General features: G+C 61.8%; 29 protein-coding genes. 13 read left to right on the forward strand and 16 right to left on the reverse strand.

The genetic code is table 11. The features are described from left to right. Positions 1–849 (reverse strand): PHP domain-containing protein, encoded by an 849-nt coding sequence (locus LDN82_RS15200; RefSeq protein WP_224088190.1) that lies wholly within the window; start codon positions 847–849, stop codon positions 1–3. A gap of 80 nt (positions 850–929) precedes the next feature. On the opposite strand from LDN82_RS15200, the gene LDN82_RS15205 reads away from it, so the two are divergent. Continuing rightward, positions 930–2513 carry an aminopeptidase P family protein gene (locus tag LDN82_RS15205; RefSeq protein WP_224088191.1) on the forward strand — a complete coding sequence of 528 codons (1584 nt, stop codon included), beginning with the start codon at positions 930–932 and terminating at the stop codon, positions 2511–2513. Positions 2514–2625: 112 nt separating this feature from the next. Here LDN82_RS15205 and LDN82_RS15210 read toward each other — a convergent pair whose 3' ends face one another. Continuing rightward, complete coding sequence (locus LDN82_RS15210; protein WP_224088192.1) at positions 2626–3447, reverse strand: general stress protein; 822 nt, start codon at positions 3445–3447, stop codon at positions 2626–2628. A gap of 76 nt (positions 3448–3523) precedes the next feature. Here LDN82_RS15210 and LDN82_RS15215 point away from each other — a divergent pair, with 76 nt between their 5' ends. From LDN82_RS15215 to LDN82_RS15225, 3 genes are read left to right on the forward strand one after another with little or no spacing between them, the layout of a single operon-like run. Then, the gene (locus LDN82_RS15215; RefSeq protein WP_224164857.1) at positions 3524–4804 is read left to right on the forward strand and encodes a CBS domain-containing protein; all 1281 of its coding nucleotides are present in this window, start codon (positions 3524–3526) and stop codon (positions 4802–4804) included. After that, a complete protein-coding gene (locus LDN82_RS15220; protein WP_224088193.1) occupies positions 4797–5522 on the forward strand; it encodes a DUF1003 domain-containing protein in 726 nt (241 codons plus the stop codon). The genes LDN82_RS15215 and LDN82_RS15220 overlap by 8 nt, the downstream gene beginning before the upstream one ends. Positions 5523–5525: 3 nt before the next feature. Beyond that, complete coding sequence (locus LDN82_RS15225) at positions 5526–6653, forward strand: Mrp/NBP35 family ATP-binding protein (RefSeq protein WP_224164859.1); 1128 nt, start codon at positions 5526–5528, stop codon at positions 6651–6653. Between the two features lie 30 nt (positions 6654–6683). Here the strand turns inward: LDN82_RS15225 and LDN82_RS15230 are convergent, their stop codons facing one another. The 3 genes from LDN82_RS15230 to sigE are packed head-to-tail and all read right to left on the reverse strand — an operon-like array spanning position 6684 to position 8701. Continuing rightward, positions 6684–7082: a Sec-independent protein translocase TatB gene (locus LDN82_RS15230; protein WP_224088194.1), complete on the reverse strand. Its 399-nt coding sequence runs from the start codon at positions 7080–7082 to the stop codon at positions 6684–6686. Positions 7083–7113: 31 nt separating this feature from the next. Next, complete coding sequence (locus tag LDN82_RS15235; RefSeq protein ID WP_224088195.1) at positions 7114–8070, reverse strand: hypothetical protein; 957 nt, start codon at positions 8068–8070, stop codon at positions 7114–7116. A 7-nt stretch (positions 8071–8077) separates the two neighbouring features. Further along, positions 8078–8701: an RNA polymerase sigma factor SigE gene (sigE, locus tag LDN82_RS15240; protein WP_224088196.1), complete on the reverse strand. Its 624-nt coding sequence runs from the start codon at positions 8699–8701 to the stop codon at positions 8078–8080. A gap of 236 nt (positions 8702–8937) precedes the next feature. Here sigE and LDN82_RS15245 point away from each other — a divergent pair, with 236 nt between their 5' ends. After that, a complete protein-coding gene (locus LDN82_RS15245; RefSeq protein WP_224088197.1) occupies positions 8938–9570 on the forward strand; it encodes an O-methyltransferase in 633 nt (210 codons plus the stop codon). Between the two features lie 123 nt (positions 9571–9693). Here LDN82_RS15245 and LDN82_RS15250 read toward each other — a convergent pair whose 3' ends face one another. From LDN82_RS15250 to LDN82_RS15265, 4 genes are all read right to left on the reverse strand, one after another. Further along, positions 9694–9861 (reverse strand): DUF3117 domain-containing protein, encoded by a 168-nt coding sequence (locus tag LDN82_RS15250; RefSeq protein WP_064721643.1) that lies wholly within the window; start codon positions 9859–9861, stop codon positions 9694–9696. A 229-nt stretch (positions 9862–10090) separates the two neighbouring features. After that, positions 10091–11281: a hypothetical protein gene (locus tag LDN82_RS15255; protein WP_224167548.1), complete on the reverse strand. Its 1191-nt coding sequence runs from the start codon at positions 11279–11281 to the stop codon at positions 10091–10093. 80 nt (positions 11282–11361) lie between these two features. Continuing rightward, positions 11362–11703 (reverse strand): DivIVA domain-containing protein, encoded by a 342-nt coding sequence (locus tag LDN82_RS15260; RefSeq protein WP_224088198.1) that lies wholly within the window; start codon positions 11701–11703, stop codon positions 11362–11364. Positions 11704–11721: 18 nt separating this feature from the next. Beyond that, entirely contained in the window at positions 11722–12561 is an 840-nt protein-coding gene (locus LDN82_RS15265) for a TIGR00730 family Rossman fold protein (RefSeq protein WP_224088199.1), read from the reverse strand. A 163-nt stretch (positions 12562–12724) separates the two neighbouring features. Between LDN82_RS15265 and LDN82_RS15270 the strand changes: the two genes are divergently transcribed. From LDN82_RS15270 to LDN82_RS15285, 4 genes are all read left to right on the forward strand, one after another. Further along, complete coding sequence (locus tag LDN82_RS15270; RefSeq protein WP_216924118.1) at positions 12725–13480, forward strand: amino acid ABC transporter ATP-binding protein; 756 nt, start codon at positions 12725–12727, stop codon at positions 13478–13480. Positions 13481–13556: 76 nt separating this feature from the next. After that, a complete protein-coding gene (locus LDN82_RS15275) occupies positions 13557–14438 on the forward strand; it encodes a glutamate ABC transporter substrate-binding protein (RefSeq protein ID WP_224164861.1) in 882 nt (293 codons plus the stop codon). Positions 14439–14534: 96 nt separating this feature from the next. Further along, positions 14535–15185, forward strand: a complete 651-nt coding sequence (locus LDN82_RS15280; protein ID WP_223933760.1) for an amino acid ABC transporter permease — start codon at positions 14535–14537, stop codon at positions 15183–15185. Next, positions 15182–16045 (forward strand): amino acid ABC transporter permease, encoded by an 864-nt coding sequence (locus tag LDN82_RS15285; protein ID WP_224164863.1) that lies wholly within the window; start codon positions 15182–15184, stop codon positions 16043–16045. Before LDN82_RS15280 ends, LDN82_RS15285 begins: the two co-directional genes overlap by 4 nt. 96 nt (positions 16046–16141) lie before the next feature. Here LDN82_RS15285 and dapE read toward each other — a convergent pair whose 3' ends face one another. Further along, positions 16142–17266, reverse strand: a complete 1125-nt coding sequence (gene dapE / locus LDN82_RS15290) for a succinyl-diaminopimelate desuccinylase (RefSeq protein ID WP_224088201.1) — start codon at positions 17264–17266, stop codon at positions 16142–16144. 107 nt (positions 17267–17373) lie between these two features. Between dapE and dapD the strand changes: the two genes are divergently transcribed. Both dapD and LDN82_RS15300 read left to right on the forward strand, forming a co-directional pair. Continuing rightward, positions 17374–18387 carry a 2,3,4,5-tetrahydropyridine-2,6-dicarboxylate N-succinyltransferase gene (gene dapD, locus LDN82_RS15295; protein ID WP_224088202.1) on the forward strand — a complete coding sequence of 338 codons (1014 nt, stop codon included), beginning with the start codon at positions 17374–17376 and terminating at the stop codon, positions 18385–18387. 13 nt (positions 18388–18400) lie between these two features. Next, a complete protein-coding gene (locus LDN82_RS15300) occupies positions 18401–19243 on the forward strand; it encodes a hypothetical protein (RefSeq protein ID WP_224088203.1) in 843 nt (280 codons plus the stop codon). A 29-nt stretch (positions 19244–19272) separates the two neighbouring features. On the opposite strand, the gene LDN82_RS15305 is transcribed toward LDN82_RS15300, so the two are convergent. Beyond that, the gene (locus tag LDN82_RS15305; RefSeq protein WP_224088204.1) at positions 19273–19884 is read right to left on the reverse strand and encodes a hypothetical protein; all 612 of its coding nucleotides are present in this window, start codon (positions 19882–19884) and stop codon (positions 19273–19275) included. Between the two features lie 177 nt (positions 19885–20061). Continuing rightward, a complete protein-coding gene (locus LDN82_RS15310; protein WP_224088205.1) occupies positions 20062–20688 on the reverse strand; it encodes a TetR family transcriptional regulator C-terminal domain-containing protein in 627 nt (208 codons plus the stop codon). Positions 20689–20768: 80 nt separating this feature from the next. Between LDN82_RS15310 and galE the strand changes: the two genes are divergently transcribed. After that, positions 20769–21785, forward strand: a complete 1017-nt coding sequence (galE, locus tag LDN82_RS15315; RefSeq protein ID WP_224164864.1) for a UDP-glucose 4-epimerase GalE — start codon at positions 20769–20771, stop codon at positions 21783–21785. Between the two features lie 151 nt (positions 21786–21936). On the opposite strand, the gene LDN82_RS15320 is transcribed toward galE, so the two are convergent. The 3 genes from LDN82_RS15320 to fdxA form a co-directional block, all read right to left on the reverse strand. Then, on the reverse strand, positions 21937–23220 hold the full coding sequence (locus LDN82_RS15320; protein ID WP_224088206.1) for a citrate synthase: 1284 nt from the start codon (positions 23218–23220) through the stop codon (positions 21937–21939). A gap of 232 nt (positions 23221–23452) precedes the next feature. Beyond that, a complete protein-coding gene (gene dapC, locus LDN82_RS15325) occupies positions 23453–24601 on the reverse strand; it encodes a succinyldiaminopimelate transaminase (protein WP_224164866.1) in 1149 nt (382 codons plus the stop codon). A 14-nt stretch (positions 24602–24615) separates the two neighbouring features. After that, positions 24616–24942, reverse strand: a complete 327-nt coding sequence (gene fdxA / locus LDN82_RS15330; protein WP_018776555.1) for a ferredoxin — start codon at positions 24940–24942, stop codon at positions 24616–24618. Positions 24943–25077: 135 nt separating this feature from the next. Between fdxA and LDN82_RS15335 the strand changes: the two genes are divergently transcribed. Then, positions 25078–25317, forward strand: a complete 240-nt coding sequence (locus LDN82_RS15335) for a hypothetical protein (RefSeq protein WP_224164869.1) — start codon at positions 25078–25080, stop codon at positions 25315–25317. On the opposite strand, the gene LDN82_RS15340 is transcribed toward LDN82_RS15335, so the two are convergent. Beyond that, positions 25314–25727 (reverse strand): hypothetical protein, encoded by a 414-nt coding sequence (locus LDN82_RS15340; protein ID WP_224164871.1) that lies wholly within the window; start codon positions 25725–25727, stop codon positions 25314–25316. The genes LDN82_RS15335 and LDN82_RS15340 overlap by 4 nt on opposite strands. Between the last annotated feature and the right edge of the window lie 6 nt (positions 25728–25733).

The raw sequence follows: 25733 nt of genomic DNA on the forward strand, positions 1-25733 counted from the left end.
TTATGGCCGCACAACCGTGCTGCCGGTTGCCAGTTCCTCGATCCTTGCCAGGACGTCCGGGGATGTCAGGTTCTCTCCCAGCAGATTCGGTTTGCCGGCTCCGTGATAGTCGGATGATCCCGTGATGAGCAGCCCATGCTCGGACGCCATGGTGCGAAGAAAGGCACGTCCTTCTTCAGGGTTGTCGCGGTGATCGATTTCCAGGCCCAGCAGTCCGGCGTCTATCATCTCCCGGTACGTCCGCTCCCCCACGATCCGTCCCCTCGCTGAAGCGACCGGGTGCGCGAAGACCGGCACGCCGCCAGCGGCACGGACAAGTTCGACGGCGGTAGCGGGGTCGGGTGCGTAGTGCTGCACGAAGTATCGCGAATGCGAGGTGAGGATGGACGTGAAGGCCTCGGAGCGGTCCGCGACCACGCCGGCAGCGACCAAGGCATCCGCGATATGCGGGCGCCCTACTGTGGCACCAGGAGCCACATGGTGGATGACGTCGTCCCACGTCAAGGGATAATCCTCGGACAGCAGGGTGACCATGCGCTCAGCGCGAGTAAGCCGGGCGTCCTTTGACTTGGTGATCTCTTCAAGAAGCCCGGGGTGGGAAGGATCATGCAGGTAGCTCAACAGGTGGACGCTGATTCCCTGCTCCGTCCGGCACGAGATCTCCATTCCCGGAACAAAAGTGACTCCATGTTCCTTGGCGGCGGCAGCAGCAAGCTCCCAGCCATCAGTGGAATCGTGGTCCGTCAACGCAATGACGTCCAGGCCTGCAGCTGCGGCCGAAATGATCACCCCGGCCGGGGTCTCGGTTCCGTCGGAAACATTCGAGTGCGTATGCAGGTCTATCCTCACTTTCCCAGCCTATGGGATGCGGACCGGCTTGGGGTGTTGCGCCGTTGGCCTCCTCACGAAACTGGTGGGACGATGTAACGGTGAATGATGCCGAAAACACCCCGTACGCGGAATCCACAGATTCCCAGCCCCTGCAAGAACGCGTCAACAACCGTTCGCAGCGGCCCACATCCGATGCCTTCAAGGCATTCATGGCCAGCAACTGGGCGCCCTCACCGCAGGTGAACCCCGCTCGTGACGCCGTCGCAGACCACGCTGCCCGCCGCCGTCGCGCAATTTCCGAACTGTTCAAGGGTGAACGGCTCGTTATCCCGGCCGGTCCGCTCAAGGTCCGCTCAAACGACTGCGACTACCGCTTCCGCCCGCACTCCGGATTCGCCCACCTCACGGGGTTGGGCCTGGACCACGAGCCGGATGCCGTTTTGATCCTGGAACCGGCCGGTGAAGGAAAGGGCGACGACGGCGGCCACCACACTGCCACCCTGTACTTCCGTCCCCTGGCTGGCCGCGATACCGAACAGTTCTACGCCGACTCCCGGGCCGGTGAATTCTGGATTGGCGCACGGCCCACACTGGCAGAATTCAAAGCCCGCCTGGGTCTGCCCACGGCGCACATTTCCGAACTTGAACTGGCCATCACCAAGAACGTGGGCGCGCCGGAAATCGGCGGCATCTCCATCCGTCTGGTCCGCAAGGTAGATGAGAACATCGATGCTTTGGTGGACACTGCCCGTTACAACACGGCCAAGGATCCTGAGAACCTTGATCTGGGCGAACTCGATGCTTTGGACGAAAAGCTCAGTGAAGCACTCTCCGAACTCCGCCTGATCAAGGACGAGTGGGAGATCGAGCAGATGAAGATCGCCGTTGCCGCCACCGTGGAAGGCTTCGCCGACGTCGTGCGCGCCCTCCCACGTGCTTTGACGCACAAGCGCGGCGAACGCGTGGTTGAAGGCGCTTTCTTCGCCCGTGCCCGCGAAGAAGGCAACGAACTCGGCTACGACACCATTGCGGCTTCAGGCAACAACGCCACGGTGCTGCACTGGACCCGCAACTCGGGCCCCGTCAACGCTGGTGAACTCCTGCTGCTTGACGCAGGAGTGGAGGCTGATTCGCTGTACACAGCGGATGTCACGCGGACCCTGCCGGCAAACGGCGCGTTCACCGAGGTGCAGCGTAAGGTCTACGAAGCTGTCCTGGACGCCGCCGATGCGGGGTTTGCCGCCGCACAGCCCGGCGTGAAATTCCGGGACATCCACACTGCAGCCACCACGGTGCTTGCCGAGCGCCTTGCTGAATGGGGTCTGCTGCCTGTCTCTGTCGAGGAAGCCATCAGCCCCGAAGGCCAGCAGCACCGCCGCTGGATGCCCCACGGAACCAGCCATCACCTCGGCCTGGACGTCCACGACTGTGCCCAGGCCAAGCGTGAGCTTTACCTGGATGGAATCCTCACTGAGGGCATGGTCTTCACGATCGAGCCCGGCCTGTACTTCAAGAACGAAGACCTCGCCATTCCCGCCGAATACCGTGGCATCGGTGTCCGCATCGAGGACGACATCCTCATGACCGCGGATGGCCCCGTGAACCTGAGCGCGGCATTGCCACGCAAAGCCGACGACGTCGAGTCCTGGATGGCCGGCATCTACCAGGAAGCTGCGGGCTAGCCTCCAGCAAGGGGACCCGGTCCGGCAGACAACAGCACAGCGGACATCAGAACAAAAGGAAGGCCACCGGATGCATACATCCGGTGGCCTTCCCTTTGTGCTTCTTATACAGCTATTGCTTGTGGGAATCTCCGTTCCCGGGCCGCTGTTCCTCTTGCCGGTGTTCCTCGGGCCGGGGGGCATTCTGGCCCTCCGTGACCCGGACACCGTACTGGGGGCGGCCATCGGGCAGGTCCGGATAGCGCACGGGTGACGGCGTCGGGTTCTGTACTGGCTGTGCAGCAGGAGCCTGCGCGCCGGAGGCAGCGGATTCGGTGGGCTCCGGTCCGCGCTGGCCATAGGGATCGTTCCAGGTGGCAGGACGATCAGGGGCCTGGCCGGGCTGCTGGAAGGGCGCGTTTGGCTGACCGTAAGTTTGTGCTTGCCCGGTGGCAGCCTGTGCGGAATTCATCGGCAGTTGGTGGAGCAACCTGCGGGCTTCGTGGGCTGCCTCGATGGCAACAATGACATCGTAATTGGTGGCGACCACCTGGCTTGTGGACGTGAAGTCGCGCTTGCCGCGCTGGGTGGCGTACGTGGCGATGCCGAACAGCATGAAGAAAGCCGCACCCATAAGCACGGACGTGATGATGGAGAAGGTGCCGCCAGCGGGCGTGAAGAAGGAAAGCATGACGCCGACGAAGAGGCCGAACCACATGCCGCTCAAAGCACCGGACAAGGCAACGCGTGGGTAGCTCAGCCGCCCGGTGACCCGCTCCACCATCTTGAGGTCGTTGCCCACGATCGATACCAGGTGCACGGGGAACTGCTGGTCTGCGAGGTAGTCCACCGCCTTTTGGGCATCCAAATATGAGGTGTACGAGCCAACAGTGTCGCCCTGGGGTACGCTGCGGGACTCCTCAACGGCTTTAGGAGCACCAAAAATGTTTGACATAGCCCCATTGTGTCGCATGTAGATGTGAAGCGGCTGGAATTCAGCTAAAAGAGAGCAGACTCGGTAGCCTGTAAACATGAGCACACATCCCTCACGCGTCTTTGTCGCGCGTCTGCTCGGCTTGGACGTTTTCGACCCCCTGGGCGATCGTTTAGGCCGGTTGCGCGACGTCGTCGTGCTCTCCCGGGGGACCCGCGGCGCCCCGCATGTCGTAGGCATCGTGGTGGAAGTGCCCGGCAAGAAGCGCGTCTTCGTACCGATGACCCGGATCACCTCCATCGACCAGACCCAGATCATTTGCACGGGCTTGGTGAACCTGCGTCGTTTCGAACAACGGGGCGCGGAAACGCTCGTGGTCGCGGAAATGTTTGATCGCCGCGTCACCCTTGCCGATGGCAGCGATGCAACGATCGAGGACATCGCGATGGACCAGCACCGGTCCAAGGACTGGTTCGTCAGCAAACTCTTCGTCCGTCGCGGGCATTCCTTGTCCCCCCTGAGCAGGCTCCGCCGCAACGAAACCCTGATCATTGACTGGGCGGACGCGCAGACCGGCGGGCATAACGAACCCCAGGCCGCCACACAGTTCGTTGCCACGCACGAGGACCTCAAGCCTGCCGACTTCGCCGAAGCCCTGCAGGAGATGAGCGACAAGCGCCGCTTTGAAGTGGCAAGCGAACTTCAGGACGAACGATTGGCAGACGTCCTCCAGGAGCTTCCCGAGGACGACCAGGTGGAGATCCTGTCCGCCCTGGACGTGGAACGGGCCGCCGATGTCCTGGAAGAAATGGACCCCGACGACGCCGCCGACCTCCTCGCCGAACTCCCCTCCGCCCAAGCGGAAGAACTGTTGCAGCTCATGGAGCCCCAGGAAGCCGAAGATGTCCGGCGTCTCCTGGAGTACGACGAAGACACTGCAGGTGGCCTCATGACACCTGTGCCCGTCATCCTTCCTCCTGAAGCCACGGTCGCCGAAGCACTTGCCCATGTCCGCCGCGAGGAACTCTCCCCCGCGTTGGCGTCCTCCATCTTCATCACACGGCCTCCGCTGGAAACGCCCACCGGCCGCTTCCTGGGCGTTGTACATATACAACAACTCCTGCGCTTCCCTCCGCCGGAGCCGCTGGGAAACCTTGTTGACAAGAACCTTGAGCCGTTGTCGGACCAGGCGCACATCAGCGAAGTAGCCCGGACCCTGGCCACGTACAACCTGAACTCCCTGCCCGTCGTCGACGACGACGGCCGCCTTGTGGGGGCGGTGACTGTTGATGACGTGTTGGATCACCTGTTGCCCGATGACTGGCGCGCTCACGAGGACGACGCCCCTATAAGGAAACTCGGAGGCCGCATTGGCTGATAACAACGCCCCCCGATCCCCCAGGTCCACTGGACGTACGAACAGTCCCGGCAGCCTGGACACGCCGCTGAGCGGGCGTCAACGCATATTGCCCAAGTTCTCCCCCAACCCTGACGCATTCGGCAATGCCACGGAGGGTTTTGCGCGCTTCATGGGTACGCCGCAGTTCCTCGTGTACATGACGGTCTTCTGTCTCTTCTGGCTGGCATGGAATACGTTTGCGCCCACGGAGTGGCAGTTCGACCGCGTGGAGCTCGGCTTCACGCTCTTGACGCTCATGTTGTCGCTGCAGGCTTCGTACGCGGCACCGCTCCTGCTGCTGGCCCAGAACCGTCAGGACGACCGGGACCGGGTGTCGCTGCAGCAGGACCGCCAGCGGGCCGAGCGGAACCTGTCAGACACTGAATACTTGACCCGTGAACTGGCTTCCCTGCGAATCGCACTCCGTGAAGTAGCCACCCGCGACTACGTCCGCGCCGAGCTCCGCAGCCTGCTGGAAGACATCATCGATGCCCAGGAGGAACTGCGGGAGAGCGAAGCGGCAGCAGAGGGAAACGAGTCTTCGGCCGACAAGGTCAAAGAGAAGCTCAAGGAGAAACGGGACAAGTCGCGTGGACCACGCACGCAACAGATCCCCAAAGTACGCCCGCAACGTCCGGGGCCGCAGCACTCCAGCGCGAAGCCGGCCCCTACCGAAAATCCTGAAAGCCGAGCGTAACCCATGACCACCCCATCGGCCGAGGCACTTCACGCTGCCCTGGCAACCGTCATCGACCCCGAGTTGCGGCGTCCAATCACCGAACTTGGCATGGTGGAGTCGGTGTCAGCCACCGACGACGGCAACGTCCATGTAGCAGTACTGCTCACGATCGCCGGTTGCCCGCTCCGCGACACCATTACGGCGGATGCGACCACTGCGTTGTCAGGCATCGCAGGCGTCACCGGTGTTGACGTGGAGCTGAAGGTCATGACCCCCGCCCAGCGCGAGGCCCTGAAGGAACAACTGCGCGGTCCGGGTGGCCAGCGGGGCATCCCATTTGCCAAGCCTGGCTCCTTGACGAAGGTCTACGCAGTGGCCAGCGGAAAAGGCGGCGTAGGTAAGTCTTCCGTCACCGTCAACCTCGCCTGTGCCCTGGCCGCACAGGGCTTGCGGGTGGGTATCGTGGACGCTGACGTGCACGGCTTCTCCGTCCCGGGGCTCATGGGCATCACGCAGAAACCGACGCAGGTGGATGACATGATCCTGCCTCCTGTGGCCTACGGGGTGAAGGTCATATCCATTGGCATGTTCGTTGCGGGAAACCAGCCCGTGGCGTGGCGTGGTCCCATGCTGCACCGCGCTTTGGAGCAGTTCCTCACGGACGTCTACTTCGGTGACCTCGACGCCCTGTTCCTGGACCTGCCTCCCGGAACAGGCGATATCGCGATATCCGTGGCCCAGCTCCTCCCGAACGCCGAAATCCTCGTGGTAACCACCCCGCAGGCCGCCGCTGCGGACGTCGCCGAACGGGCCGGAACCATCGCAACCCAAACCGGCCAGAAGGTTGCCGGCGTCATCGAGAACATGTCCTTCCTGGAAATGCCAGACGGCGGTCGCATGGAATTGTTCGGAAGTGGCGGCGGTGCCGTCCTCGCTGAGCGTCTGAGTGCTGCTGTGGGCAGCGACGTGCCCCTGCTCGGCCAGATTCCCTTGGACATCCGCTTGCGTGAGGGCGGTGACGCCGGAAAGCCTGTAGTCCTTGCCGCGGGCGAAACTGCTGCTGCGAAGGCGTTGGAAGGCATTGCAGGGATGTTGGCAACGCGTCCGCGCGGATTGTCCGGCATGCCGCTGGGAATCCAGCCGCGCTGAGCCACCGCGTTTCGAAAGAGACTCCGAAGTTTACGTAGCTTCGGTATCGAAAGGCGCGGCCTCGCCTTCGGCGAGCCGCTCAATGATGCGGGCCGGAGCCTTGGGCTTCGTGTCCACTGCTGCGGCTGCAACTGTCGCCGCAGCAGCCGGCGCGCCTGCGTTGACGGGCTTGGAATCATCGTCAAGCAACGCATCCTTGATGATGCGTCGCGGATCGTATTGGCGGGGATCGTACTTCTTCCAGTCGACCTCATCGATGTCGATGCCGACTTCTTCCTTGATCTGCTCGCGTGCCCCGGAGGCCATCCGGCGGACTTCCTTCACCAGGTTTGCGAGCTTTTGAGTGTATTCGGGCAAACGGCTGGGACCGATGACGAGTACGCCGATAATCAGAAGGAGTATGAACTCCGGGCCGTTGATTCCAAGCACGCTACGAAGATTACCTTGTCTGTGGTGCCGGTCATAAACCAGCGGGACGGAGCAGTGTCCGGAGGCCGCGGATCATCCGTTCGGACCACGTCTCGGAGGCTTGCGGAGCTTTGTTGCTGACCATGGAGTCCCCTGCACGAACCAACTCGGGAACGGCGTCGTCGGCTACATCAGCCGGGAGGTCCGATGAGTAGCTGAGGACTGCTGCGGAGGTCCGGTATACAGCCTCCCACGGCGTCCCCTGCGTGAGGGAGAGTTGCGCCGATGCCGGTCGTCCAGTGACGGCGATGTCCGAACCCTGCAGGTGCTCTTCCACGACAGTGGCGTAATGGCCGTTGCTTTCAAGCCGGAGTTCCACTGCCGGGTGACCGTTATGCATGGTGGCCTTGGCGGCTACGACGTGGAAGCCCATACCGCCAAGTTCAGGACAGGCCCATCCCTGGTCCCGCAGGGCATCCAACTGTTCGGAACTCAAATTCACGGGCCCGGTGGGGCGGAAGTCCGGCGTCGCCACGGATTCCGACGTCATCATCAGTTCCGCGGGGCCGCCGGTAAATGCACTGGAAAGGGATGAAGCGCCGTTGCCTGCACCGATGGCTGCTTGCGGCGCGGTATCTCCTGCCACCGCATATGCGGCAAGGCCCAGCGCACCTGCACTTGCCGTGAGAGTGCCCGCGGCCACGCCGGCGATTCGAAGGGCCCGCCATGCACCACGCCTGGTCCGTGGATTTGCGACCGGCGCGGCCTGCTCATCCGCGAGTCGTTGTGTGTGCTGGAGCAAACGCGCGGTCAGGTCCTGGCTGGCTTCGGGCACCGCTGCTCCGCGGAGCCGTTCAAGATACTGCCGCTCCCTGTTCAGGGCAGCACGGCACTCCGGGCAATGCCGAAGGTGCTCCGGGTTCCGGGTGTGGCGCAGGGCAGCCAGTTTGTAACGTGCAGCCAGTTTGCGACGTGACAGGGCACCCGGACGGATGTGGCGTCGAGGCATCGACTACCTAAAGAATGCTGGCGATGCGGGGCATCTTCAGGCGGGGCTTGCGGGCTTCAGCCGGACGGGGGTCACGGTGGGCGAGCTTCTCCCGCAGCATGGTGCGGCCACGGTGGATACGGGACCTGACGGTGCCCAGCTTCACGCCCAGCGCCTCCGCCACCTCGTCATAGGACAATCCTTCAAGATCGCATAGAACAACGGCAGCCCTGAAATCCGGTGGCAGTTCTTCCAACGCACGCTGGACATCAAGGTCCAAGTTGTTGTGTTCGAAGCTCTGCTCGGGGCCTGGCTCACGGCCCGGCAGGCGTGATTCGGCGTCCTCGGCGAGGGCGTCAAAGCGGATCCGGCTCTTACGACGTGCCTGGTCCAGGAAAAGGTTGGTGGTGATCCGGTGCAGCCACCCGTCCAGGGTGCCCGGCTTGAAGTTTTCCAGCGAACGGAAAACCCTGACAAACACCTCCTGGGTGAGGTCCTCGGCGTCGAACTTATTTCCGGTCAGGCGGTAGGCAAGGCGGTACACCTTGGCGGAGTGGTTGGCGACCACGTCCTCCCAGCTGGGCGCGACCCAGTCCGTAACGGCCTCAAGGCTCTCCGATATCTGGACTGGCGCAGCATGCGATGCCGGCATCGTCCACTCCCCTCAAACTGTGGTTCACCGGACTCCTCCGGTGCCGCCCACCACGTGGATGACCGGATCAATATCATCCCAAGTTTGTCTGGGAATTTCCTGACTAAGGCACATTTTCCACGCAAGGCGAAATCCTGCCGCAGACACAATCCCGGGACGGGTGCGAACAGGGGGTTTGGATCACCGGACACAGTAGGCTGGTACAGACACCCCTACGCGCGGAAAGCGAACCCTTCATGAGTGCCGACAAGTCAACCAGCTGGTCCTATGCAGAAGATCTGCCTGCTGAAGATGACGTGTTGTTGCGCGCCCGGGAGAGGTCCTTCGAGCTGGGAGTCAAGCCCATCAGCCCCGGCGTTGGCGCGGTGTTGACAGTCCTTGCCGCGGCTTCAAAGGCACAGACAGTAGTTGAGGTTGGCTCGGGCGCGGGGGTCTCAGGTGTTTGCCTGTTGCGGGGCCTGGGTCCACAAGCCGTCCTGACCACCATCGACGTCGATGTCGAACACCTCAAGGCCGCCCGCGAAGCCTTCCTGGAGTCGGGCAGCCCCGCCAACCGTACCCGGACCATCTCAGGAAGGGCCGCCGACGTCCTCCCACGCCTCACGGACTCCGCCTATGACCTTGTTTTCATCGACGCCGACAAGCCGAACTTTCCCCGCTACGTTGAACAGGCTGTCCGGTTGCTCAAGACCGGTGGCACCTTGGTGATCAACGACGCCTTGGATAAGGACCGCGTCTCAAATCCGGCAGCCCGCGACGCCACCACTGTGGTTCTTCGGCAAGTTGGCAAATCCATTCGCGACGACGACCGCCTGGCCTCTGCGATGCTTCCCACCGGCGACGGACTTCTGGTGGCCGTCAAAAAATAGGCAATTGCCATTTAGCGGACATTCTTAAAGAACGGCCCCCAAGAAACACGCTGCTGCTTAAACAAAAGCAGGGCTCCGGCTCCCGCCGGGCCCTGGTCTTTTGAATCCAGCCTGCCTATGAATCTATTCGGTAACGCCTACGAGGCATTCCTTGAGGTTCTCCGCCTCCGCGGCATTGAGCTCGACTACAAGCCGTCCTCCGCCTTCGAGCGGCACACGCATGATCAGGCTGCGTCCCTCTTTGGTTACTTCCATAGGGCCGTCGCCAGTACGTGGTTTCATAGCCGCCATTAGGAAAATCCCCTCCATTTGTCCCAAGTCACGCCCAACCCGGCCGGGCTGGATCCGCTTCGCAATTGCAGCCGGCGGCACCGCTTGGGAGGCCGCCTTGGCCGGGCACTTTTAGGTGCTTTTGTCCTTGCTCGTATTCCATTATCCCGTACTTACTGCTCCGTAGCGAATCAATGGACTAATTACCCCCACACGGAACAAACACACTTCCCGACGGCGGGCGGTCCGGTTATGGCGGATAGTCTCCGCCTCCAGGCAATGGCGCCCAGGCCCAAAGCCAAACCACCCAGACGATCTGGAGGAGGACAAACATGACGACGACGGTTCCCCTGTATGCCTTGGACCCGGACAGCAGCGCCGCACCGAGGGCAAGCGGGAAAAGAGGAAGCAACATCCGGAAAGTACTGGTCTGGGGATGCAGGAATACCAGCAAATAACCCATGTAGCAGGCGCACCAAAGTCGCATTTCCGTTCCCAGTGCGCGAACAGGCTTTGAAATCATCAGCAGCACGAACAAGCCGACGAAAACGAAGGGCGCCAACACGCCAAGAACCGGACCGAACAGCATCCGTCCGGTATCGAACCACGGCTTGAAGGGCACCAGATCGTGTCCTCGCCAGGCAGTTTCCGTCCGCGTATAGGCGCTGGGGTCCCCCGTGACTGCCCAGGCTATAGCCGGCCAGGCCAGGGCTCCGAGTCCGGTTGCCAGCACCAGGGCGCCCAGGGACAGGAGTTCCGGCGCGGACGAAGCCATTGCCCGGGGCTTGTCATCATTTTCTGATGGCCTGAAGTGCTGCCAGAGCCGCCAGACCAGGAGGAGGCCCAGCATGGCAGCGAAGGGGACTCCCGTGGGCCTGGACAAACACATCAACAGCACTACAGGTATGGCTGTCACGTAGCGTCGCCGGACCACCAGAAGCAATGAGCCGGACAGCAGCAGGAGGTTCAGGGATTCTGCGTAGGGTACCTGGAGAATTGGGGAGACCGGGAATGCGGACACGAAGATGACGCCCCACATCGCAGTGCGCCGGCTGGCTGCTTCCCTGAATAGTTTGAAGATCACCAAGGCAGCACCGAGGCCCGCAACCATGGCTATGGCAGTGAGGGCCTGCAGAGTCCCGAGTCCCGTAATGGCGGAGAGTCCCCGTCCAAGAAACGGGAACAGGGCATAAAAGGCCCAGGCGTTCTCCTTGACTACCCCGTTTGCATCCACCGGGAGCACGGAGGGGTAGCCGTTGTCCGCTGCCTGGGAATACCAGCGCGCATCCCAGATAGTGATGAAGTTCCAGTAGTCGGGGGCGGGCGGGAACCAAGGATTCACTCCCTGATGAACGGCAGCCGCCATAAAGATGCAGGCACTGACCACCCGGGCCACGACAAAAACCAACGAAACCTGCAGCCACCACGGCCACTGTGCCATCCGGGCTCCCGCGGCGGAGATACCGCGCGACAGGCGGGCAGTAGGTCCCTCCCCGCCAAAACGGATACGTGGAGTTGTACTCACGGCGTGGTCCGCTGGGCGCCGCCATTCTCAAGCTTTGATTGGACCAACGCGCTGAGTCTCTCGATCTCACGGTCCTTGGCCACCAGTTGGTCCCGTAACTCATCAAGGACCTGGTCCACCTGGTCCATGCGGTAACCACGCAGCCCCAGCGCAAAGCGCACGGCGTCGATGTCTGTGGCTGCGGCCTTCTCCGGGAGCAGCACCGGAGGCAAGTTGGGCACCGGGTCATCCAGGCCCGCTCCGACGGAGCCGCCACGGATGATGGCGGCCCCAAAATACAATGCGGCACCAATGAGGACAATCGCGACAAACACCAGGAAAAAGCTCACAGCCACCATCGTGCCAGAAACAGCCGCCTACTCCGGGCGCTGGTTTCCATTGGTGGTGGCCGGAAGCGGAGCACCGTGCAAGACGCGGTGGACGGCATCGGCAGGGTCATCCACCAGTTGGATCAGGTCCAGGTCCTTTTCAGACACCATCCCTTCAGCAACCAAAGTGTCCCGGATCCACTCAATCATTGGACCCCAGAAGCGGACACCCAGCAGCACGATCGGGAACGATGTCACCTTTCGTGTCTGTACCAGGACCATTGCCTCGAACAGCTCGTCCAAGGTTCCAAGTCCGCCGGGCAAGACGACGAAGCCCTGGGCGTATTTCACGAACATGGTCTTGCGGGCGAAGAAGTACCGGAAGTTGATGCCCAGGTCCACCCACTGGTTCAAGCCCTGCTCGAACGGCAACTCAATGCCCAGCCCGACGGATACGCCGTTGCCCTCAACAGCACCCTTGTTGGCGGCTTCCATGGAGCCCGGACCGCCGCCGGTGATCACTGCGACCCCGGCTTCGGCGAGCTTGCGTCCTACATCCACTGCCATCTCGTAGTACTCGGTTCCCGGTTTGGTACGGGCAGAACCGAAAACACTGACCGCCGGACCAATATCGGCCAAGGCCCCAAAGCCCTCAACGAATTCGCTCTGAATCCTCAGGACGCGCCAGGGATCGGTGTGGATGAATTGCCCGGCACCGCTCGTGTCCAGTAAATGCTGATCGGACATTCCCGTGTCTGCCTGTTTGCGTCGCAGTTCCAAAGGACCCTTGTGCTTGGCCGGTGGAATCTCCGAAGGCAGGGGCACATTGACGCCCGCGACGTGGCCATTCGCGTCGGGGCCGGAAATCGGGTGCTGGCTAATGCTCATTGCCCAAGGCTAGCGCGGATGAATGCAAGCGAAGACGCTACGACGCGGTTCTTGCATTGCAGTCTGGTATATCGCTGGAGGGCAGGTTTCTGTTCAGTCACGATCTGGAGGAACTTGCCGTGACCGTGGTCATAATTGTGTCTTTGTTCGCTAGATTCGTCCTATGACTACTCAAGTGTCCGGCGATGCGCTCGTCTCCCTGAACAGCGTCAACAAACACTACGGTCAATTGCACGTCCTCAAAGACATCAACCTCCAGGTTCGGAAGGGTGAAGTCGTCGTGGTCATCGGGCCGTCCGGCTCCGGAAAGTCCACGTTGTGCCGTGCCATCAACCGTTTGGAAACGATCGACGACGGCGACATCGCGATCGACGGGAAGAAGCTCCCGGAAGAAGGCAAGGAACTCGCCCACCTGCGTGCAGACGTGGGAATGGTCTTCCAGTCCTTCAACCTGTTCGCCCACAAGACGATCCTTGAGAACGTCACGCTGGGACCGATCAAGGTGAAGGGCGTCGCCAAGGGCACGGCGGAAAGGGAGGCCATGGCCCTCCTGGAACGTGTCGGCGTCGGCCACCAGGCTCCCAAGCTCCCCGCGCAGCTCTCCGGTGGCCAGCAACAGCGCGTGGCCATTGCCCGCGCACTTGCCATGAAGCCCAAGGTGATGTTGTTCGACGAGCCAACCTCGGCTCTGGACCCCGAAATGATCAATGAGGTCCTGGACGTCATGATCCAGTTGGCAAAGGAAGGCATGACCATGATCGTGGTTACCCACGAGATGGGCTTTGCCCGCAAGGCAGCCGACCGCGTCGTGTTCATGGCCGATGGCCAGATCGTGGAAGATTCAACACCCGAGGAATTCTTCACCAATCCGCAGAGCAACCGCGCCAAGGACTTCCTGTCCAAGCTTCTGACCCACTAGCTCCCTGCTGACCCGCATCCAGGCCCGCACGGACCGCACCCAGGCCGTACGACGGCCAACCAATGAAAGGAATGTCATGAAGAAGGCTTTTATTACCCGGAGGAAATCTCTCCTGGTGGCCGCTTCGGCTGCACTGGCCCTCTCGCTGAGCGCCTGTGGTGGAGGCAGTGGCACCACCACTCCGCCTGTTGCCTCGGCGAGCTTCGAGGCCGGTACCACGATGGCGAAGTTGAACCAGGCCAAGAAGATCACCATTGGTACCAAGTTTGACCAGCCGCTGTTCGGCCAGAAGGGCCTTGACGGCAAGCCTGTCGGCTTCGACGTCGAAATCGGCAAGGCCATCGCCGCCAAGCTCGGCATTGAACCTGACAAGATCGAATGGGTTGAAACTGTTTCCGCCAACCGTGAACCGTTCATCGAGCAGGGCCGCGTTGACATCGTCATTGCCACCTACACGATCAACGATGCTCGCAAGCAGAAGGTCGCCTTCGCGGGTCCGTACTACGAAGCCGGCCAGGCTTTGTTGGTGAACAAGGACGACAACTCCATCACCAAGCCCGAGGACGTGAAGGGCAAGAAAGTTTGCTCCGTTACGGGTTCCACGCCAGCCAAGACCATCGTTGAAAAGTACGGCGCCGAACTGGTTCCGGCCGCCAACTACACCGCTTGCCTGGAGCCGTTGCGCAACAAGCAGGTTGTCGCCGTCACCACGGACAACGTGATCCTCGCCGGTTACGTTGACAAGGAACCGGACGCCTTCAAGCTCGCTTCGGACCAAACCTTCACAAAAGAGCCTTACGGCATCGGCCTGAAGAAGGACGACACGGTCTTCCGCAACTGGATCAATGACCAGTTGGAGGAATTCGCCAAGGACGGCACCTACAAGAAGGCCTGGGAAGCAACAGCAGGAAAGGTCATCAAGACCGCTCCTGAGCTGCCCAAGATCGACCGTTACTAGTCGGAAGCCGGTGGCTGCCGCCCTCCCCTCGTGGGAAGGGCGGCAGCCACCGACCTTGAGGACTCCCTACCTTTCCGCCGCAGCCGAAGGAAGCCAATGGACGCCATCTTCGAAAGCCTCCCCCAATATTGGGACGGATTTCTCCGAACCCTGTTTCTAGCCGTCGTGTCCGGCGTGATCGCGCTGGCAGCAGGTACTCTGCTCGCCGCAATGCGTGTCTCGCCCGTGGCAGCCTTACGGGGCTTCAGCACGTTTTATGTTGAAGTCGCCAGAAACACCCCACTCACAATAATTTTCTTTTTCTCAGCAATCGTGCTTCCCCGGCTTGGCGTCAAGTTTGAACAATTTGAAGTGGCCGCCATCATCGCGTTGAGCAGCTACACCGCAGCATTTGTTGCTGAAGCTGTGCGATCCGGCGTCAACAGCGTCCCGGTCGGACAGGCCGAGGCAGCCCGCAGCATTGGCATGACGTTCACGCAGGTTTTGGGCCTGGTGGTCCTGCCCCAGGCCGTTCGCACCGTTGTACCCCCGTTGATCAACATCATGATTGCGCTGGTCAAGAACTCATCCGTGGCGGGTGCCTTCTTTGTCCTGGAGCTCTTCGGCTACGGCCTGCAGTTGTCAAACAGCCATGGTGACGCAGTCATGTGGATCTTGATCGGTGTGGCATTCTTCTACCTGCTGATCACAGTGCCTCTGGGCTTGTTGGCCCACTTCGTCGAGAAAAAGGTGGCGATTGCCCGATGACTTCGGTTCTCTATGACGTACCAGGCCCCAAGGCCCGCCGCGTTTCCCTCATTGGTTCAGTTGTCGGGTCCATCATCATTGCCGGTGGCGTGGTGGGAGCCATTGTCATCCTGTCTTCGCAGGGCATATTCAACGCCTCCCGTTGGGAAGTCTTTGTTAACGAGTCTGCAAAGGACGTATGGACGCAGCTCGGCTACGGCGTCCTTGCCACCCTGCAGGCAGCCGGCATTGCAGCCGTCATTGCCTTCCCCCTCGGAGTCGCACTGTGTTTGCTCCGTATCTCGCTGATCTCGTGGATCCGGGTGCCCACGCAGGTGGTCCTTGAGTTCCTCCGCGGTATGCCAGTGGTGCTCATGATCCTCTTCGTGCTGCTGGTGTTCGCCACCAGCCCCTTCATAGCAGTTGTCAGCGGCCTGGTCCTCTACAACGCGGCGATCTTTGCCGAAATTCTGAGGGCAGGCATACAGTCACTTCCCAAGGGACAACGCGAGGCAGGTTTGGCCATTGGCCTGCGCAGCTTCCAGTCCAGGATGAGCATCGAGTTCCCCCAGGCAATCCGCCGCATGCTCCCCTCACTCATTGCACAGTTGGTCGTCCTCCTCAAGGACACCTCGCTTGGCTACATCGTGGCCTACGAGGAACTGCTGCGTAAGGTGAAGCTGATCTCGGACCTGGAACCCAGCCTGCTGTTCTCCGCCTTCTTCGTTGGCGCCGCGATCTACATCCTGATCAACCTGTCAGTTTCCCGACTTGCGATCTGGATCGAAAGGCGCGGCTCCAAGAAGGCCGCAGGAGGTATGGCTTCGGCCATCAAGACCGTTGACCTTGAGGTAAACGTCCCGGGATCTGAAGCGAAGTAGAACCGGGAACATTCCGTTAGTCATGAAAAGAAGGTCCGCAGCCGTTCATTCGGCTGCGGACCTTCTTTTTATGTGCTTGCAGAGTGCATTTGGACCTTAGCGAACCAGCCACGACCGGAGAACACGAAGGCATTCCCGGACGGCACCGGCGTCGACATGTTCATTGTCCTTATGTGCCAGCAATGGATCCCCGGGTCCGAAGTTCACGGCCGGGATGCCCAGCTCACTGAAACGCGCGACGTCGGTCCAACCGTATTTGGGCTTTGGTTCCGCGCCGACTGCGGCCACGAAAGACGCAGCTGCAGGGTGGTTCAGTCCGGGCCGGGCGCCGGCAGCAGCGTCCGTTCGAACGACGTCGAATCCCTCCAGGAGCTCCCGCACGTGGGCCTCGGCCTGGTCCGGCGTCTTGTCCGGAGCGAAGCGGTAGTTGATCTCTACGACGCAGCGGTCCGGAATGACGTTGCCTGCCGTGCCGCCATTGATCCTGACCGCATTGAGGCTCTCCCGGTAGTCGAGGCCGTCCACGTTGATGGTCCGCGGCTCGTAGGCTGCGAGGCGGGCGAGGATTGGTGCAGCAGCGTGGATGGCGTTGCTTCCCATCCACGCACGGGCCGAGTGGGCGGCTTCGCCGATGGTGGTCGCTTCGAACCGGCTGGTTCCGTTGCAGCCCCCTTCAACTGTGCCGTGTGTGGGCTCGAGGAGAATGGCGAAGTCCCCCAGGAGCAGGTCGCCATGGTTGCGGACCAGCCTGCCCAGGCCACTCTTGACTGCCTCCACTTCCTCGTGGTCGTAGAAGACAAAGGTGACATCCTTGTCCGGCTCTTTGCCGTCGTCGAACAGGGTCGCCGCGAGTGCGAGCTGCACGGCAACGCCGCCCTTCATGTCGGTAGTCCCGCGGCCATAAAGCACACCTTCCCCGGGGATGCCCGACTCCCACGTCGCCGGAACGGTGCCCAACGAGCCTTCCACCGTGGGCAGCGGCACAGTGTCCAAATGTCCAGCGAGGATGACGCGCTCGGAGCGGCCAAGTTCGGTTCGGGCAACGATGGCGTCGCCGTCGCGCACCACGGTGTATTCGGGGATGGCGCGCAGGCCGGCCTCGACGAGATCGGCGAGCGTAGTCTCGTTGCCGGAGACACTGTTGATATCGATGAGCGCGGCGGTCAGCAAGGCGACGTCCTGGCGCAGGTCCAGCAGGGCGGGGGCAGGGTTAAGGGTCACCACTCCACCTTAACGCTCCGGGCCGCTGTGTTCCGGGCAACAAATGCGACCTACCCCGGGGTGAGACGGGTTTCAGCCGTGCCATGGGCGGTCGATACACTGGGGCCATGACTGAAACTGCTTCCTCTGCTGTGCCCGCAAACCACCGATCAGCCTACGGATTCGGCCTCGCCACCATCGCAACCTCGCCGTCCGGGGAAGCAACCGTGCTGGATGTCTGGTACCCGGCGCCTGCCCTGGGTGTAGCCGCTGAAACCCTTCGCGACGTCGAGAATGCCGATCCCGCACTCACCGCCCTGGCCGACGACGGCAAAGACGCCGATCGCGGTACCGAGCAAAAAGTGGTCTTCGCCCAGATCGACCTCGACGCCGCGCCGGCCGACACCGCCGATGCTTACCTGCGTCTTCACCTCCTTTCGCACCGCTTGGTCAAGCCCAACAGCATCAATCTGGATGGCGTCTTCGGCAAGCTCCCCAACGTCGTATGGACCAACTTCGGTCCAGCCGCCGTCGAAGGTTTTGAAATGACGCGTGCGCGCCTGCGTAAGCGCGGCAACGTCGTGGTTTACGGGGTTGACAAGTTCCCGCGCATGGTTGACTACGTGGTCCCCACAGGCGTGCGGATCGCCGACGCTGACCGCGTCCGTTTGGGTGCGCACCTCGCTGAGGGCACCACTGTGATGCATGAAGGCTTCGTGAATTTCAACGCCGGAACCCTCGGCACGTCCATGGTGGAAGGCCGCATCTCCGCTGGAGTGGTGGCCGGTGACGGCACGGACGTCGGCGGCGGCGCCTCCATCATGGGTACGCTCTCCGGCGGAGGCAAGGAAAAGATTGCCTTGGGCGAGCGCGTTCTGCTTGGTGCAAACTCCGGCGTCGGCATCAGCATCGGCGACGATTCCGTGGTGGAAGCCGGCCTCTACGTCACCGCCGGCACCCGCGTCCGTGTGCCTGGTCCCAAGGATGAGAACGGTGAAGATACCAGCAAGATCATCAAAGCCGTCGAGCTTTCCGGTGTTCCCAACCTGCTGTTCCGCCGCAACTCCACAACCGGTGGCGTGGAAGTCCTGCCCCGCAAGGGCCAGACCGTGGAGTTGAACGAGGCACTCCACGCCAACTAGCAGAAGACAAGCAATGCGCCGGTTCCGCCGCGCCATTGTTGCGGTGCTTGCGCTGGCCCTCGTGGCCGGTGCTATCTACGCGATAGTTGCCATACTGCAGCGCTCCGAGACCCTGGTCTCGGAGCGCTGCCTCGCCGTCATGGGTTCCGAAAGCTACGAGTTGGCTACCGACCAGGCGGCCAACGCCTCGCTCATCACGGCTATCTCCGTTCAGCGCGGACTTCCACCAAGGGCGGCAAGCATAGCCCTCGCCACCGCGATGCAGGAATCCAAGCTACGGAACATCAATTATGGTGACGATGCAGGACCTGATTCCCGCGGGTTGTTCCAACAGAGGCCATCGCAAGGCTGGGGAACCGAGGCACAGGTCATGGACCCCGTCTATGCGACAAACGCCTTCTATAACGGCCTCATCAAAATTCCCGGTTACGAGACCATGGAAATTACCCAGGCAGCCCAGCAGGTCCAGCGCTCCGCGTTCCCTCGGGCATACGCCCAGCACGAGAACATGGGGCGTGCCTTCGCTTCTGCCCTCACCGGTCATTCCGAATCCGCGCTGACCTGTGAACTCCGGATGCCTGAAGCAGCTGGTGACCCTGCCGCCGTCGTACAAGAACTGACGACGGCGTTCGGCCCCCAGCGCGCCACAGTCCAGGGCCGCTCGGTGCAACTGGATATCACCGGTACGCAAGCATGGGCAGTTGCCCATTGGGCAGTGGCCAATGCCAAGTCCCTCTCCATCACGCAAGTGGATGTTGGCGGCCAGACGTGGAACAGGGAAAAACGCAGCGGGTGGATTGCGTCGGCGGCACCGTCTGAGTCAGTGACCATCACGGTCTCGGCACCCACTACCTAACTGGTACATAGGGGGTGCAAAGCCGCTACCTAGGCCAGTATCTCCACCACAGGCTGGACATAGCTGCGGAAGACATCGGGCTCGGACAGCAGCTTGTGGCTCATGATCATGGTGCTGGGCTCCAAGTACCAGGCACGGGGTTCGTTGAGCGGCAACTCGATGATGGTGAGATCAAAGTCCCGCGAACTACGCCCGACTTCCAGAAGCCGGTCCTCCACCATCTCGTTCAGGACTCCCGTGACCCCGTTGGCTTCGCGCTCTGCCTCGATCTTTGCGTATTCATCGATCCTGTCTGTTGCCCATCCCAAAGCTGAGCCAAAGTGTGCCTGAAGGACACGCTGGAGGGCAGGGGAATTGCCGAAGGCCTTGAAACTGGGTGGCGCGAGCTCAAGTGCGGGGTCGGGATAGGTCTTCACGAGCTTTTCCCACCAGGCCTCCCACTCGGTTTTCAGGGCGTTGATTCCGCCCACATCCGAGGTGAGGTGACTATGGTCGGCATGGCGGACCTTGGGAGCAGCGTGCGACAGCAACGGCTTTCCGGCACCGTCGAGTCCAGCTACATCGCGCAAGTACAGGGCGATGAGCATCGGCCCGGACGTGTCCATGGTGATGCGCCATCCCGGGCCGCCTGACTCATGCATCCGAATTCCTCCCTTGGCAGGTTCCCGACATGTCCCAGTCTATTCCCGTTGGCTTGCTACGGTAACGGTGCGGGACGCACTGCTTGCCGAGCGGCACATTGGTCCTCCTGCGGACATCCGCGGGACGCCGGGACAGTCAATGGCGTGGCTGGACTGCCTATGGCGTGGCCGGTCAGTCTATTGCGTGGCCGGCGCCGGAGCGAAAGCCGCGAGATGAGCCGTGAGGACGTCACTGCACATCTCGGCCGTCATCCATTCCGGCTGGAGCAGGGCGTGCATGCAAAGGCCGTCCATGGTGGCCAGGAGCCGCTCAGCCTCTGTGACGAGGCTTTGCCGGGCTGCGGCTTCGCCGGGGCTCAGCAGCATGATGAGGCGTCCCACAATGGCAGCGACTGCGCGGTGGCTACGTTCGGCCTCGGCAGCCAGGGCGGGTTTGATTCGCGCAGCGTGGCGGAAGGCCATCCAAACGCAGGCGTCCATAGCGAGCTGTTCGTCCAAGGGAAGGAACTGACCCAAGAGGTTCAACACCGCGGCGTGCTGCCCGGCGCTGCCCGGAGTTTCGCTTTCAACGGCAAGAAAAGCTGACTCCAGCCGGGCGCTGATGCGGTCGATGACGGAGGCAAAGGAGAACGCGAGTAGCTCGTCGCTGCTGGCAAAATAGTGCCGCACTGAGCCGACGGCCAGCCCGGCTTCATCAGCTACTTCACGAAGGGATGCCCGCTCCAAACCGTCGCTTGCGATGATCCTGAAGACAGCTTGGACAACTTCCTGGCGCCGGACTTCGGCATCAACAATTTTGGGCACCAGTATTTTTTAGCACGAACGTGCTTCAACACCGCTCAACACTGAGCGGCGTGGCTCCGATTTCCGATAGCGTAGACACCATGAAAATTCTTGTCACGGGTGGCACCGGCTACATCGGCTCACACACCGTTCTGTCCCTTCAGGAAGCCGGCCATGACGTCGTCGTGCTCGATAACCTTGTGAACTCCAGCGAAGAGTCCCTGCGCCGGGTTTCCGAGCTCACTGGCAAGACAGCGGCCTTCCACAAGGTCGACCTGGTGGACGAGCCCGCCGTCGAGGCCGTGTTCGACCAGCACCAGATCGATGCCGTGATCCATTTCGCAGGACTAAAAGCCGTGGGCGAATCCGTTCAGGAGCCATTGGCGTACTACTACAACAACATCGTGGGGACCCTGAACCTGCTCCGGGCCATGGACAAGCACAACGTCCGTTCCATCGTGTTCAGCTCCTCCGCAACCGTCTATGGCGAGCACAATCCCATCCCGTACATCGAGAAGATGGAAATCGGTGCCAACAACCCATACGGCCGTACCAAGGAACAGATCGAGGACATCCTGTCGGACCTGGGCAATGCGGACGACCGCTGGCATATCGCACTGCTGCGCTACTTCAACCCGGTTGGCGCGCACCCGTCCGGACGCATCGGCGAGGACCCCCAGGGCATCCCCAACAACCTTGTCCCCTTCATCGCCCAGGTTGCCGTGGGACGCCGCGAGAAGCTCATGGTTTTCGGCGGCGACTATGACACCCCCGATGGAACAGCCCAGCGCGACTACATTCACGTCGTGGATCTCGCCGAAGGTCACGTAGCGGCACTGAACTTCATCGCTGATCGGGCGGGAGTCCGCCGCTGGAACCTTGGCTCGGGCCGCGGTTCGTCCGTTCTGGAGGTCCTGCGTTCATTCGAGAAGGCCGTAGGCCGGCCGATTCCATACGAGATCACCGACCGCCGCGCCGGCGATCTCCCCGCCTTCTGGGCTGACGCTTCTTCCGCCCTCGCAGACCTCGGATGGTCCACCACGAAGACTGTGGACCAGATGTGCGAGGACCACTGGCGCTGGCAGAAGAACAACCCCTACGGGTACAACGCTTCCTAATAACAACGCGGGGTCACTTAGGGCCCATTTCGGCCTGCTTTATGGGCCCTAAGTGACCCCGCGTTGCTTTATCACAGGCGGAACCAACGACGGCGGCCGCCCACCTCGCGTGAGGTGGGCGGCCGCCGTCGTGATTGACGCTGTTGCCGAATCAGTTGGCCGGGTAGTTGCGCTCCGGCTCCCCTGTGTAGAGCTGCCGCGGGCGGCCGATCTTGGTCTGGGGATCGTTGATCATTTCGCGCCACTGGGCAATCCAGCCCGGGAGGCGGCCGATGGCGAAGAGGACAGTGAACATCTTCTCCGGGAAACCCATCGCTTTGTAGATCAGGCCAGTGTAGAAGTCCACGTTCGGGTACAGCTTGCGCTGGATGAAGTAGTCATCAGCCAGGGCCTTCTCTTCAAGGCGCATGGCGATGTCCAGCAGTTCGTCGTTGCCGCCGAGCTTGCCCAGGACCTCGTGGGCCGTTGCCTTGATGATCTTGGCACGGGGATCGTAGTTCTTGTAGACACGGTGACCGAAGCCCATGAGGCGGACGCCGTCTTCTTTGTTCTTGACCTTTTCCATGTAGTCCTCGGGCTTGATGCCCTCGGCCTGGATCTGGCGCAGCATCTTCAGCACGGCTTCATTGGCGCCACCGTGGGCGGGACCGAAGAGGGCGTTGATGCCAGCGGATACCGAGGCGAAGAGGTTCGCGTTGGAGGAACCTACCAAGCGGACGGTGGAGGTGGAACAGTTCTGCTCGTGGTCAGCGTGCAGGATGAGCAGCAGGTCAAGGGCCTTGACCACAACGGGGTCCAGCTCGTACTGCTCGGCCGGGAGGCCGAAGCTCAGGCGCAGGAAGTTTTCCACGAGGTTCATGGAGTTATCCGGGTAGAGCATCGGCTGGCCGATGGACTTCTTGTGGGCGTAAGCGGCAATAACCGGCAGCTTGGCCATGAGGCGGATGGTGGAAACTTCCACGTGCTCCGCGTTGAAGGGATCCAGCGAGTCCTGATAGAACGTGGACAACGCCGAAACAGCCGAGGAAAGCACCGGCATGGGGTGGGCGTCGCGCGGGAATCCGCCGAAGAAGCCCTTCAGTTCCTCATGCAGGAGCGTGTGGTGGCGGATGCGCTGATCGAAGGCTTCCAGCTCCGTGGGAGTGGGAAGGTTGCCGTAGATCAGCAAGTAGGAAACTTCCAGGAAGCTCGAGTGCTGGGCGAGCTGCTCGATCGGGTACCCGCGGTAGCGCAGGATGCCCGCGTCGCCATCGATGTACGTGATGGCCGAGGTGGTGGCCGCTGTGTTCATGAAGCCGGGGTCATAGGCAACGGCGCCCGTCTGCTTCAGCAGCTTGGAAACGTCATAACCTTCGTTTCCTTCTACAACCTGGATGCGCGGCAGTTCAAGTTCGCCGCCGGCATGGCGCAGTGTCGCGCTGGTGGTCTCAGTCATGGAGTCCCCTTCATGAGGCCTCTGGGCCTCTATAGAACGCTTGTCCAACCAACTTCTGGTGACGCCGTTTTCGGCCCCACTGTTGCAGGGCTCCAACGACCGCAGTGCTTTCTTATTGAAGGCCACCATTGATAGTCAGTTAAAAAGCTACCGCCAGTAACCCCCCGGAACTAATCCGTTCCGTCCGGTTACTGGCGAAATGACGCGGCTTGTGGCACAAGTCACAGCATTGTTATGAGCCTGCGCTTAACCTCTCCACGGCTGCGTCAATGCGTTCATCGCTGCCGGTTAGTGCCACCCGGATGAAGCCGTTACCGGCATCACCGTAGAAGACACCGGGGCCTACGACGATTCCCAGCTCAGCAAAACGGGCCACCGTATCCCACGTAGCTTCCCCGGCCGTAGACCACAGATAGAGGCCGGCGTTGGACTCATGGATCTGCAATCCGAACTTCTCAAGAGCCGGAACGATCCTCTCCCGACGTCCGCGGTAGAGATCCTTCTGTGCAAGGACGTGGTTCGAATCGCCCAAAGCGACGCGCATCGCTTCCTGCACCGGATAGGGCACGATCATTCCTGCGTGCTTCCGGCTGTTAACAAGGTTGGCCATAATCGCGGAGTCGCCAGCCACGAAAGCAGCCCGGTAGCCGGCCAGGTTGGACTGTTTGCTCAACGAATAGACGCACAGCAGGCCATCCGTGGAACCACCGGAAACCCGTGGGTCCAGGATGCTCGGGACAGCTTCTCCCCCACGCTGAACATCCCATTCGCCCCAGCCAAGCTCGGCGTAGCATTCGTCGGAGGCTACAACGGCGCCGACTTCGCGTGCCTGGCCCACGATCTCCCGGAGCGATTCGACACTCCGGACGCTGCCCGTGGGATTGCCCGGCGAATTGATCCACACCAGGCGAACCCTTGCGCGCGTGGCGGCATCCAGTTCGTCCAGGCTGTCAGCCGCCACGGCAGTGGCTCCTGCCAGCATCGCACCGATGTCATATGTGGGGTAGGCAACGGTAGGCCTGACTACGACGTCCCCGTTGCCAAGGCCCAGCAGGAAAGGCAACCAGGCGACGAGTTCCTTGGAACCCACCGTGGGCATAACGTCCTTCGGATCCAGGTTGACCACTCCGCGGCGGGCGGCAAACCAGTCCACGACAGCCTGCCTCAAGGCTTCCGTGCCATGCACCGTTGGGTAACCGTGCGCATCCGACGCCGCTGCCAGCGCATCCCGGATCAGGCCGGGAGTGGGGTCGACCGGTGTTCCGATGGACAGGTTGACTGCTCCCCCGGGATGCTTGGCGGCCGTGGCGACATACGGTGCCATGGCCTCCCACGGGTAGTCGGGCAGGTTAAGGCCAAAGGCCGGTGCCGCGGAAATCAAGGAAGCAACCGCCCTTAGTGGTCTTGGTTCTGCGGGGGCAGGGCGGCAATGAACGGGTGGTCCTTGCCGGTGTTGCCGATCTTCGCAGCGCCGCCCGGGGAACCGAGGTCGTCAAAGAATTCGACGTTGGCCTTGTAGTAGTCGGCCCACTCTTCCGGGGTGTCATCCTCGTAGTAGATGGCTTCCACGGGGCATACGGGTTCGCAGGCACCACAGTCGACGCATTCATCGGGGTGGATGTAGAGGGAACGCTCACCTTCGTAAATGCAGTCGACAGGGCATTCTTCGATACATGCCTTGTCCTTGACATCTACACACGGCTGCGCGATTACGTACGTCACGTCCCAGACCTCTCCACGGTTTGTCCCGGCCACAGCCGGGGTAATACGGCCGGCAGCATGCCGGACACTCAACTTCTGAGCCTATTATCCAACAGTGCTATGACGCCAACCTAGCCCGCGTCTTAGTATGAAACGGTGACTCCCCCGCATTTGCCACCCAGACAATTTCTGCTCAAGGCCCAGCCGGGCATCCGGGTGGTGGTGCGCTACAGGATCGAGGACGGGCTCACGGACGCACTGGGGTACCTGGTGACCACCACGGAAAGCAGCTGCACCGTACGAACGCGGACCTCCGACGTCGAAATTCCGCTGGGGTTGGTCATCGCGGCAAAGGAAGTTCCTCCTCCTCCTCCACCGCGGCGCGGCCAGCGTTAGCGGCTGCGTGCCAGACGCTGCGTATGAGCAGCGCCGCGCCAGCGCATCCGTAGCCGGCTGGCAACCACAAGCATGATCAAGGTGACCGCGGCAATGCCAAACACCCAGATGTTGCCCATGGCGTCGCCCAGCAACAACTGTTTGCTGGGTCCTCCGGACGACAACGCACCGACGGCAGCATAGGCCACTACGCCAGCTACCGCCGTCGGAATAACTGAAACCGACCATGCCGCCAACCACAACTGGACCGACGCAAGCAGCAACAGCGCTGCCCCGACGCCCCAGGGGACGTCGACGCCGGAGAGCACCACGGTTTGCCGGTGCAGTGCCGTGCCTGCCGCAGCAACAAAAAGAGCCGCCGGCACGGCCGTGGCGATGCCACGGGCCGCACTGGCGACTCCTTTGTTCATTCTTCT

Origin of the sequence: Arthrobacter sp. StoSoilA2, assembly GCF_019977195.1 — a bacterium.
GTDB lineage: Bacteria > Actinomycetota > Actinomycetes > Actinomycetales > Micrococcaceae > Arthrobacter.

Bases quoted from the DNA above. Each gene is read 5' to 3' on its own strand.
- LDN82_RS15210 (WP_224088192.1), bottom strand. From the start codon at position 3,447: ATGTCAAACATTTTTGGTGCTCCTAAAGCCGTTGAGGAGTCCCGCAGC.
- LDN82_RS15215 (WP_224164857.1), top strand. From the start codon at position 3,524: ATGAGCACACATCCCTCACGCGTCTTTGTCGCGCGTCTGCTCGGCTTG.
- LDN82_RS15225 (WP_224164859.1), top strand. From the start codon at position 5,526: ATGACCACCCCATCGGCCGAGGCACTTCACGCTGCCCTGGCAACCGTC.
- LDN82_RS15235 (WP_224088195.1), bottom strand. From the start codon at position 8,070: ATGCCTCGACGCCACATCCGTCCGGGTGCCCTGTCACGTCGCAAACTG.
- sigE (WP_224088196.1), bottom strand. From the start codon at position 8,701: ATGCCGGCATCGCATGCTGCGCCAGTCCAGATATCGGAGAGCCTTGAG.
- LDN82_RS15245 (WP_224088197.1), top strand. From the start codon at position 8,938: ATGAGTGCCGACAAGTCAACCAGCTGGTCCTATGCAGAAGATCTGCCT.
- LDN82_RS15250 (WP_064721643.1), bottom strand. From the start codon at position 9,861: ATGGCGGCTATGAAACCACGTACTGGCGACGGCCCTATGGAAGTAACC.
- LDN82_RS15255 (WP_224167548.1), bottom strand. From the start codon at position 11,281: ATGGCACAGTGGCCGTGGTGGCTGCAGGTTTCGTTGGTTTTTGTCGTG.
- LDN82_RS15260 (WP_224088198.1), bottom strand. From the start codon at position 11,703: ATGGTGGCTGTGAGCTTTTTCCTGGTGTTTGTCGCGATTGTCCTCATT.
- LDN82_RS15265 (WP_224088199.1), bottom strand. From the start codon at position 12,561: ATGAGCATTAGCCAGCACCCGATTTCCGGCCCCGACGCGAATGGCCAC.
- LDN82_RS15270 (WP_216924118.1), top strand. From the start codon at position 12,725: ATGACTACTCAAGTGTCCGGCGATGCGCTCGTCTCCCTGAACAGCGTC.
- LDN82_RS15275 (WP_224164861.1), top strand. From the start codon at position 13,557: ATGAAGAAGGCTTTTATTACCCGGAGGAAATCTCTCCTGGTGGCCGCT.
- LDN82_RS15280 (WP_223933760.1), top strand. From the start codon at position 14,535: ATGGACGCCATCTTCGAAAGCCTCCCCCAATATTGGGACGGATTTCTC.
- LDN82_RS15285 (WP_224164863.1), top strand. From the start codon at position 15,182: ATGACTTCGGTTCTCTATGACGTACCAGGCCCCAAGGCCCGCCGCGTT.
- dapD (WP_224088202.1), top strand. From the start codon at position 17,374: ATGACTGAAACTGCTTCCTCTGCTGTGCCCGCAAACCACCGATCAGCC.
- LDN82_RS15300 (WP_224088203.1), top strand. From the start codon at position 18,401: ATGCGCCGGTTCCGCCGCGCCATTGTTGCGGTGCTTGCGCTGGCCCTC.
- LDN82_RS15305 (WP_224088204.1), bottom strand. From the start codon at position 19,884: ATGCATGAGTCAGGCGGCCCGGGATGGCGCATCACCATGGACACGTCC.
- galE (WP_224164864.1), top strand. From the start codon at position 20,769: ATGAAAATTCTTGTCACGGGTGGCACCGGCTACATCGGCTCACACACC.
- LDN82_RS15320 (WP_224088206.1), bottom strand. From the start codon at position 23,220: ATGACTGAGACCACCAGCGCGACACTGCGCCATGCCGGCGGCGAACTT.
- LDN82_RS15340 (WP_224164871.1), bottom strand. From the start codon at position 25,727: ATGAACAAAGGAGTCGCCAGTGCGGCCCGTGGCATCGCCACGGCCGTG.